8 protein-coding genes are annotated in these 9,553 nt (G+C 58.4%); 5 read left to right on the plus strand and 3 right to left on the minus strand.

Annotated features, from left to right (window positions below):
- Positions 1-3 precede the first annotated feature (3 nt).
- On the minus strand, positions 4-1,323 hold the full coding sequence (locus HMPREF2796_RS05435; RefSeq protein ID WP_141749163.1) for a murein transglycosylase A: 1,320 nt from the start codon (positions 1,321-1,323) through the stop codon (positions 4-6).
- Positions 1,324-1,575: 252 nt separating this feature from the next.
- On the opposite strand from HMPREF2796_RS05435, the gene mutS reads away from it, so the two are divergent.
- From mutS to HMPREF2796_RS05460, 5 genes are all read left to right on the plus strand, one after another.
- A complete protein-coding gene (mutS, locus tag HMPREF2796_RS05440) occupies positions 1,576-4,170 on the plus strand; it encodes a DNA mismatch repair protein MutS (RefSeq protein WP_070631575.1) in 2,595 nt (864 codons plus the stop codon).
- A gap of 243 nt (positions 4,171-4,413) precedes the next feature.
- On the plus strand, positions 4,414-4,869 hold the full coding sequence (locus HMPREF2796_RS05445) for a hypothetical protein (protein ID WP_070631577.1): 456 nt from the start codon (positions 4,414-4,416) through the stop codon (positions 4,867-4,869).
- A 253-nt stretch (positions 4,870-5,122) separates the two neighbouring features.
- On the plus strand, positions 5,123-6,292 hold the full coding sequence (locus tag HMPREF2796_RS05450) for an alpha-hydroxy acid oxidase (protein ID WP_070631579.1): 1,170 nt from the start codon (positions 5,123-5,125) through the stop codon (positions 6,290-6,292).
- Between the two features lie 201 nt (positions 6,293-6,493).
- On the plus strand, positions 6,494-6,937 hold the full coding sequence (locus HMPREF2796_RS05455) for a hypothetical protein (protein WP_070631581.1): 444 nt from the start codon (positions 6,494-6,496) through the stop codon (positions 6,935-6,937).
- 59 nt (positions 6,938-6,996) lie between these two features.
- A complete protein-coding gene (locus HMPREF2796_RS05460; RefSeq protein WP_070631582.1) occupies positions 6,997-7,557 on the plus strand; it encodes a hypoxanthine-guanine phosphoribosyltransferase in 561 nt (186 codons plus the stop codon).
- Between the two features lie 122 nt (positions 7,558-7,679).
- On the opposite strand, the gene HMPREF2796_RS05465 is transcribed toward HMPREF2796_RS05460, so the two are convergent.
- Complete coding sequence (locus HMPREF2796_RS05465) at positions 7,680-8,558, minus strand: YicC/YloC family endoribonuclease (protein ID WP_070631585.1); 879 nt, start codon at positions 8,556-8,558, stop codon at positions 7,680-7,682.
- A 65-nt stretch (positions 8,559-8,623) separates the two neighbouring features.
- A complete protein-coding gene (locus HMPREF2796_RS05470) occupies positions 8,624-9,451 on the minus strand; it encodes a DMT family transporter (RefSeq protein WP_070631733.1) in 828 nt (275 codons plus the stop codon).
- Positions 9,452-9,553 lie beyond the last annotated feature (102 nt).

Consider the following 9,553-nt stretch of genomic DNA (forward strand, 5'->3'; position numbering starts at 1 on the left):
ATTTCACGGCAACACTCCGTTAGGCAACAGCAGCCAAACATAGCCGGTCTGCTTCATACGGCCGGCCACTCTCCCTGCTTCATCGCCATAACCCCAGAAAAAGTCCACCCGCACCGCGCCGTTAATGGCGCTACCGGTGTCTTGTGCCATAATCAGGCGGTTGAGCGCATGACCGGTTTCAGGATGAGCAGTAGCCAAAAACAGTGGCGCGCCTAAAGTGATGAAGCGTTTATCCACCGCGCCGGAATAACCGCCGCTCAATGGCACACCCAACGAACCAATCGGCCCGTCGTTGCCATCCGGCAGTTGGCGGAAAAACACATAACTGGGGTTTTGGCCCAACACTTCAGCCAACTTATCCGGATGCGCACGCAACCAATCGCGGATCTTCGGCATACTGGTTTGCGCCAGCGGCAGATAACCTTTATTGGCCATATAACGGCCAATAGAAATATAGGGGTGGTCGTTTTTATCGGCAAACCCTAAGCGGATATAGCGCCCATCCGGCGTACGAATTCGGCCGGAGCCTTGGATATGCAGGAAAAACAATTCAACCGGATCATCGGCATAAGCCAACACCGATGCACTGCCATTTACCGCACCGGCATTGATTTGCTCACGGGTGTAATACGGCACAAAACGGCTACCTGAAACCCGCCCTTTCAAAGATCGGCTTTTATCCCGACCAGGGAAGTCTGCCAGATTGGCTGTGTATTCACCATTGGCGGCAATTTGGCCACTGTTGCGACCGGTGAGGTGAATTCGTACTGTTCCCGATTGCGGCGCACCGGCCAGTGGCACAGTAACCAAATCCGCAGGCAAGCCATAAATCGGGAAGCGCGCCTGCGCAGTTTGCCGCGCACTACCGTGCAACACCGGCTCGTAGTAACCGGTTATCGTACCGCCCAACTGCCCGTTGTGGCTCACTTCCCACGGAGTGAAATATTGCTCGAAAAACTGCCTAGCCGCCGCAGACTGACTGCCCACCCTGTCGGCCTGGGCACACACATTCTGCCATTGCGGCTTGTTTTTCAAAGCAGTACAGCTTTTGCGAAACGCATTCAAGCTGGCAGCAAAATCCTGTTGTGGCCACTGCGGCAAAGCAGAAAACGACACTGCCTTATACCCTGCCGGGCTACCTGAAACCCGGTGCTGATAGCCTTCTGCATAACGCTGCCCGGGCGGCAAAGCTGACATACCGCTTATGCCGCCGCCGGAGGGCTTGGGCCGACTATGAAAAAAACAGCCGCCCAGCAGCAATGCCGACAGCAACAGCCAGCCGTTACGAGAAGAAAGAAATTTTCCTGCCATTTCAGTTTTCATTCCATGAAGTTGAATTTATACCACTGAAAGAAATCGATAAATAATATATAAACATTACCGCCCGTCCCGCACCGTTTCCGATGCATTCTAGCCAACTCCTGCCCGTTTACGGCGACCGCAGGCGCAAACTGGCAGAATTTAACCACCCACCCAAGCCGCCGGGCAAATCATTTTACAAGCACAAACATTTCGTCCGCTGCCGCATCGGCTACAATATCGTTTTTCGCCTTTCCATTTTTCAGGTAGCCTTTCATGAGCCGCAAAAGTGCCGTATCCCCCATGATGCAGCAGTATCTCGAGATCAAAGCCCAGCACACCGACAAACTGCTGTTCTACCGCATGGGCGACTTCTACGAGCTCTTCTTCACTGATGCCGAAGAAGCTGCCCGCCTACTCGACATCACCCTCACCACCCGCGGCCAAATCAACGGCGAGCCCATCAAAATGGCCGGAGTGCCACACCATGCGGCCGAGCAATACTTGGCCAAACTGGTCAAACTCGGCCGCAGCGTGGCCATTTGCGAGCAAGTAGGCGAAGTGGGCGTTGGCAAAGGCCCGGTGGCGCGAGAAGTGGTTCGCATCATTACCCCCGGCACGCTCACCGATGCCGCCCTATTGGAAGACAAAGAAACCAACCGCATCGCCGCCGTGGCTTGGAGCGGCAAGGCCAAGCAGCCGGTCGGCCTCGCCTGGGCCTCCCTGCAAAGCGGCGAATTCAAAGCCAAAATCATCGCCCCGGCCCAACTGCCCGACGAACTCGCCCGCCTGCAGGCTGCCGAAGTATTACTGCCCGACCAAGCCGCTGCTAAACTGAGGCTACCTGAAAACTGCAACCCCACCCGCCTGCACGACTGGCAATTCGCCCCCGACAGCGCCCACACCCTGCTCACCGACTACTTCGGCTGCCAAGACCTGCTCGGCTTCGGCCTCCAATCCGGCGAACACGACCCCGCCATCGGCGCCGCCGGCGCCCTGCTCAACTACATCCGCCACACCCAATCCCAGCTGCCGCGCCACCTCGACAACCTCAGCCTCGAAACCGAACAGCAATACATCGGCATGGATGCCGCCACCCGCCGCAACCTCGAAATCACCGCCACCCTGTCCGGCAAAAAAGAGCCCACCCTCTTTTCCACCCTCGACCGCTGCGCCGGCAACATGGGCAGCCGCCTGCTCGCCCAATGGCTGCACAACCCCCTGCGCAACCGCGAACACATCCGCGCCCGTCAAGAAGCCGTATCCGCCCTGCAAAACGATTATTCCGCCCTGCAAGGCTACCTGAAAACCATCGCCGACATCGAACGCATCGCCGCCCGCATCGCCGTAGGCTCCGCCCGCCCGCGCGACCTCTCCGGCCTGCGCGACAGCCTGTTCACCCTCACCCAACTCAGGCTACCTGAAAGCAGCCTGCTCAACACCCTGGTCGACATTTTCCCGCAAGGCACCGGCATTGCCGAGAAATTACAAGCCGCTATCCTGCCCGAACCCGCCGTATGGCTGCGCGACGGCGGCGTAATCAACCACGGCTTTTCCGCCGAGCTCGACGAATTGCGCCGCATCCAAAACCACGGCAGCGACTTCCTGCTCGAACTCGAAGCACGAGAACGCGAGCGCACCGGCCTCTCCACCCTCAAAGTCGAATACAACCGCGTACACGGTTTCTACATCGAGCTTTCCAAAATCCAAGCCGCCGAGGCCCCCGCCGACTACCAACGCCGCCAAACCCTGAAAAACGCCGAACGCTTCATCACCCCCGAGCTCAAAACCTTCGAAGACAAAGTGCTCAACGCCCAAGAGCGTGCCCTCTCCCTCGAAAAACGCCTCTACGACAGCCTGTTGCAAGAGCTCCAGCAGCAACTGCCCCTGCTGCAGCGTACCGCCAAGGCCGCCGCCGCGCTGGACGTCCTCTGCTGCTTTGCCCACTTTGCCGCCGAACACGATTACCACGCCCCCCGGTTCACCGACTATCCCGGCATCGAAATCGACAACGGCCGCCATCCCGTGGTTGAAGGCCAAGTACCGCACTTCACCCCCAACCACACCCGCCTCGACCACAAACACCGCCTCATGTTGCTCACCGGCCCCAATATGGGCGGCAAATCCACCTATATGCGCCAAGTCGCCCACATCGTTTTGCTCGCCCACACCGGCAGCTTCGTGCCCGCCGAAGCCGCCCGCATCGGCCAAATCGACCAAATCTTCACCCGCATCGGCGCCTCCGACGACCTCGCCGCCAACCGCTCCACCTTCATGGTGGAAATGAGCGAAACCGCCTACATCCTGCGCCACGCCACCGAGCAATCCCTGGTGCTCATGGACGAAGTCGGCCGCGGCACCTCCACCTTCGACGGCCTCGCCCTCGCCCAGGCCGTGGCCGAACATTTAATCCAAAAAAACCAATCTTTCAGCCTGTTTGCCACCCACTATTTCGAGCTCACCCGCCTGCCCGAGCAGCATAGCGCCGCCGTCAATATGCACCTCTCCGCCTTAGAAGAAGGGCAAGACATCGTCTTCCTGCACCACATCGAGCCCGGCCCGGCCGAAAAAAGCTACGGCATCGCTGTGGCCAAACTGGCCGGCCTGCCCGCTCCTGCCCTCAAAGCCGCGCAGAAACACCTCGAACAGCTCGAAGCCCAAGCCGCCGCCCACCGCCCGCAGATGGACATGTTCAACCTACCCGAAGAAGCCGCGCCCGAACACAACCCGACAGAAGCCGCCCCGCCTGCCGCCCACCCCCTGCTGCAAGAACTCGCCGAGCTGCACCCCGACGAACTTACCCCGCGCCAAGCCCTCGACCTGCTGTATCAACTGCAAAAACAAGCTACCACTGCACAAGAGGCTACCTGAAAGCGGAGCTGCACCTCCCAACGCCAACTACCGACACAGCTAAAAGCAGCGGCGCTGTTTTTCAGGTAGCCCCAAGCCGCGAAAAGCTGCCTGAAAATGCTGTATTGGTTTCAGGTAGACTTGCTACAAAATGCTGTCTGAAAACGTAATAATTTGTAGATTTCCAGTAAAACGGCGATAATACAGCCGTTTTCGAACACGAAAGCCCTCAGTGTCAATTTAATAACCGTAAGGACTTTAACCATGAAACAACGCTTACTCGCTTTAGCCCTCATCTCCGTATTGGCAGCCTGCGGCGGCCAAACCAACAGCTCTGCCCCGGCTCAATCCACTGCCGCCAGCGGCGCACAAACCGCTGCTACCGCGCCTGCTCTCGATTCTGTATTGGCCGAGCCCAAAGTAGGCGACCTCTACGCTGCTAAACTCAGCTCTTTCTCCGACCAAGGTTTCGGTCAAAACGGCAAAGAGCAATCCGTGGCCTACGGCCTGATGAAAGTAGTGGAAGTACAATCCAACCACATCATCGTGATCACCGAAGATGCCGCTTGGGAAGTGCCTGAAGGCGCCAAACAAGACCTGAACGGCGACCTCTCCAACATCACTTGGGACGAATCCGAACGCATCCAAATCAAACGCGACGAACTGCCCCAGATGGTTGCCGACGGCCGCATCGTAGAAACCCGCCGCCTCGACAAATAATCCACATCGCATATGATTAAAGGCTACCTGAAAACTTTCAGGTAGCCTTTTCCATTGCCCAACATCCCATCCACTACCGCCTAGTTAAATCGCTTTCGATACAAGCCGATGCCCTGCATACAGCAGGCGCAATTCAACACAGCGAAGCCAAGCCGCACGAAAGTGAAGATAATTCGCGATAGCGATATAATCCTTATCACTACTGCCACACATCAGCAGCAACTTCATTCCAACCATCCCAAAGGCATCCCTCATGACAGCCGCCAAGCTCAACAAAATCACTTGCATTGCCGACCTCCAGCGCATCGCCAGGCGCAAAGTGCCCAAAATGTTCTACGAATACGCCGACACCGGCTCGTGGAGCGAAGCCACCTACCGCGTCAACGAAGCCGATTTCCAATCCATCCTGTTCCGCCAGCGCGTGCTGGTGGATATGGAAAACCGCAGCCTCGAGAGCAAAATGATCGGGCAAACCGTGAAAATGCCGCTCGCCCTCGCCCCCGTCGGCCTCACCGGCATGCAGCATGCCGACGGCGAAATCCTCGCCGCCCGCGCCGCCGCCAAATTCGGCGTGCCCTATATCCTCTCCACCATGAGCATCTGCTCTATCGAAGACGTGGCCGCCAACAGCCCCGAGCCCTTCTGGTTTCAGCTTTATGTGATGCGCGACCGCGAATTCATGCGCAGCCTTATCCGCCGCGCCAAAGCCGCCCAATGCTCCGCCCTCGTGCTCACCGCCGATTTGCAGGTGCTCGGCCAGCGCCATAAAGACATCAAAAACGGCCTCTCCACTCCGCCTAAGCCCACCCTGATGAACCTGCTCAACCTCGCCACCAAGCCCGAATGGGGCTTAGGCATGCTCAACACCCAGCGGCGCGGCTTCGGCAACATCGAAGGCCACGTTAAAGGCGTGAGCAACATGAGCTCCCTCTCCGCCTGGACGGCCGAGCAATTCGACCCGAGCTTAAGCTGGGACGATGTGGCCCGCATCAAAGACGAATGGGGCGGCAAACTCATCATCAAAGGTATCATGGAGCCGGAAGACGCCGAAGCAGCGGTGAAAAGCGGCGCCGATGCCATCGTGGTGTCCAACCACGGCGGCCGCCAGCTCGACGGCGCCCCCTCCTCCATCCGCGCCCTGCCGCGCATCGTTTCCGCCGTCGGCTCCGATATCGAAGTGTGGATAGACGGCGGCATCCGCAGCGGACAAGACATCCTGCGCGCCTGGGCATTGGGCGCACGCGGCACACTCATCGGCCGCACCTACATCTACGGCCTCGGCGCCTACGGCGAAGCAGGCGTCACCCGCGCGCTGGAAATCCTCTACAACGAAATGGATCTCACCATGGCCTTCACCGGCCACCGCAATATCCAAAACGTAACCCGCGATATTTTGGTGGAAGGCACCTATCCAATCGGTTAAGCCTAGGGCTGTTGACGGCTATCTTTCCCAGCGATTCCTGTTGCAAACGCAGCAGATTCAAAACGGAAATCGGTAGCTGCCAGCAGAGCCGATACTGCTTTGCTATAATTGAGGCTACCTGAAAACCCGTTCTTCTTTCGGATGTCGCGTCTTCAGGTAGCCTCAACTTACTTCAACCCCCCAAGACCACGAAAGCCCAACATGAAACCCCAAACCCTGCTCCTCAGCCTCCTCATTGCTACTCCCTTCGCCTCCGCCGGCAATCTCGAATGCAATCCCCAACCGGCTCAACAAGGCGTACCCACCGTATACCGCTGCACCTACCATAATGGCAGCCTTGCCCAAGCCTACGCCGCCATGCGCGCCAACCAAAACGAAAACCGCATTCTGCAGCTCGACCACCCCCTCCTGCCGCGCACCCTGCCCACACGCACCTTGACCCGCAACAGCCAAGCCCACTTCGACTTCGACGGCGACGGCCAAAACGAAGCCTATCCGATCAAGCTCGTCATCAACCGCCCCCGCCCGAACCGTGTGCTGGTCAGGTTCTTCCACGACAGTCCCGCCACCCCCTACTCCCGCGCTACTCTGTTTGAGCGCAAAGGCCGCAACGTAGAAATCACCATTTCCGAATTTGCCTCCTAAAGCGTATGCACGGCATCATTTTCAGGTAGCCCCACACCAAACCCGCAAGGACACCCCGCATGACCATCCAACAACGTTTCCAGCAAGCCAACGGCATCCTGGAAAAAGCCGACCTCCTGTTCGACGAAGCCACCTGCCGCGCCGCCTTGGAGCGCATGGCCGCAGAGATTACCGCCGACCTGGCCGACCAATACCCCCTGCTCCTGCCCGTGATGGGCGGCGCCGTCGTATTCACTGGCCAGCTCTTGCCCCTCCTGCGTTTCCCGCTCGATTTCGACTACGTCCACGTTTCCCGCTACGGCAGCGAACTGAGCGGCAGCGTACAGCTCAACTGGCTGCGCGCCCCGCAAAACAGTGTGGAAGACCGCCACGTTTTGGTGCTCGACGACATCCTGGACGAAGGCCACACCATGGCCGCCATCCACAAACAAGTGATGGAAATGGGCGCCGCCTCCTGCCGCACCGCCGTGTTTGCCAACAAAAACATCAGCCGCCCCAAACCGATCACTGCCGATTATGTGGGCATCCATGTGCCCAACCGCTATGTGTTCGGCTACGGCATGGACGCCAGCGGCATGTGGCGCAACCTCGGCGCCATCTACGCCCTGGCTGATAAATAGCGTAGCCTAAGTTAGAGGCTACCTGAAAGCGGCGGTATCGTACTGCCAACTATCCATCCCTTTCGCGACAACAACAAAAGGCTACCTGATTGTTCAGGTAGCCTTTTGCGTCTGCACCAATATCACTCAATATTCTGTACTTGCTCGCGCATCTGCTCGATGAGCACTTTCAGCTCCACCGAGGCCTGCGTGCATTCGGCGGCAATGGATTTGCTGCCCAGCGTGTTGGCTTCGCGATTGAGTTCCTGCATTAGGAAATCCAAGCGCTTGCCGATGCTGCCTTTGGGCCGGCTGTTCACGATGCGGCGCACTTCGGCGATGTGGGTGCGCAGGCGGCTGAATTCTTCGTCCACGTCTGCCTTCTGCATAAACAGGGCAAACTCTTGCTGCAGGCGGTCGTTTTCCACGTCGCCCACGGCTTCGCGCAGCCGCTGGCGCACCTTGTCCATATGCTGTTGCAGCAGCTGCGGGAAAGCGGCGGCCAATGCGTCCAGAATCTGTTCCATCTGTTGCAAACGCTGCAGCAGGTGCTGTTGCAGCTGCTCGCCTTCGCGGCTGCGGGCTTGGTTAAAGGCAACCAGCACTTCGTTGATGAGCTGCAGCACCGCTTCGTCCAAATCGCCGGCTTCTTCCGCCGGAGCGGCCAGCACGCCGGGGAAAGCGAGAATGTCAGCCACGCCCAAGCGTTGAATATCGGGATATTTCTTACAGATTTTATTGTTGATTTTAGCCAGCCGGGCAACCAATTTTTTGTTCAGCCGCAATTCTTGCTCGCCACCGGCCTGCTCGCCGTGGCGCAGCTGGATGCGGCATTCGATTTTGCCGCGCGCGGCGTGGGCGGATACGGCTTCGCGCAATGCGCCTTCGAGGTGGCGCAGGTCTTCGGGCATTTTGAATTGGATGTCGAGATAGCGGTGGTTGACCGCGCGCAGTTCGATATACAGGCGTTTGCTGCCGTGTTCGGCACTGCCGTTGGCAAAACCGGTCATGCTGTTGATCATAATTTTCTCCTTTAAATACAGTGGATAAATTGCTCACCTTGCTTTCAGGTAGCCTTTAAGCCCCTTTATTTACCCTTGGCAAAACTGCCCAATACGCCGGCGCATACAATCACCAACATACCGATGATTTCGTGCCAACTGGTGGTGTCGCCCAGCCAGAAAATGCCCAGCAGGGTGGAAAACACCACCGTAAGGTAGGACAGCGAAGCCACGGTGAGCTTGCGCCCCACTTGGTAGGCGCGGGTCATCGCCAACTGGCCGAGCGTGCCGGCGGCACCCAGGCCGAACAGGTAGGGCAGCGATTGGGCGGTGGGCAGCTGCCAGCCGTTGATGCAGGCCAATATGCCCGACATAACCGTAGCCACGCAGCAGAAGTAAAACACCACACGCCAGCTGGGTTCGCCCAGCTGCGAGAGTTCGCGCACCTGCAAATACGCCCAGCCGGAACACACGCCGGAAATCAGGCCGATGAGGCCGGCAAGCTGCTGCTCGGCGGCAATGGTGGGCTGGAGCAGGATGATGATGCCGCCGAAGCCCATCAAGAGCGCGGCCAGCATTCGCGGGGCAATTTTTTCCTTGAGAAAGATGAAGGAAAGCAAGGCCAAAAACAGCGAAGAGGTGTAATTGAGCGTGATGGCGGTGGCCAGCGGCAGGCGGGTGAGCGCGAAAAACGAGAGCAGGAGCGCCACCGAGCCGGTGATGCTGCGGTTGAGGTGCGATTTCAAATAGGGCGTGCGGAAGGGCTTGTGGCGCCACCATTCAGGTAGCCCGATTGCCACCAGGCCAAACAGCATGCGCCAAAACACCAGCTCGTTGAAGCTGAAGCCGAAACGGCTGCCGGCGGCTTTGGCAAACGCGCCCATCAGGGCAAACAGGGCGGCGGAAACCACCATCCAGCCTGAGCCCAGGCGGTCGGCGGCAATGGCGGGAGTGTTCACAAAGGATTCAATCTGGTTGCGGAAATATAGTGAATTAACAAAAATCAGGACAAGGCG

The organism is Eikenella sp. HMSC071B05, assembly GCF_001811325.1.
Classification (GTDB): Bacteria; Pseudomonadota; Gammaproteobacteria; order Burkholderiales; family Neisseriaceae; genus Eikenella; species Eikenella corrodens.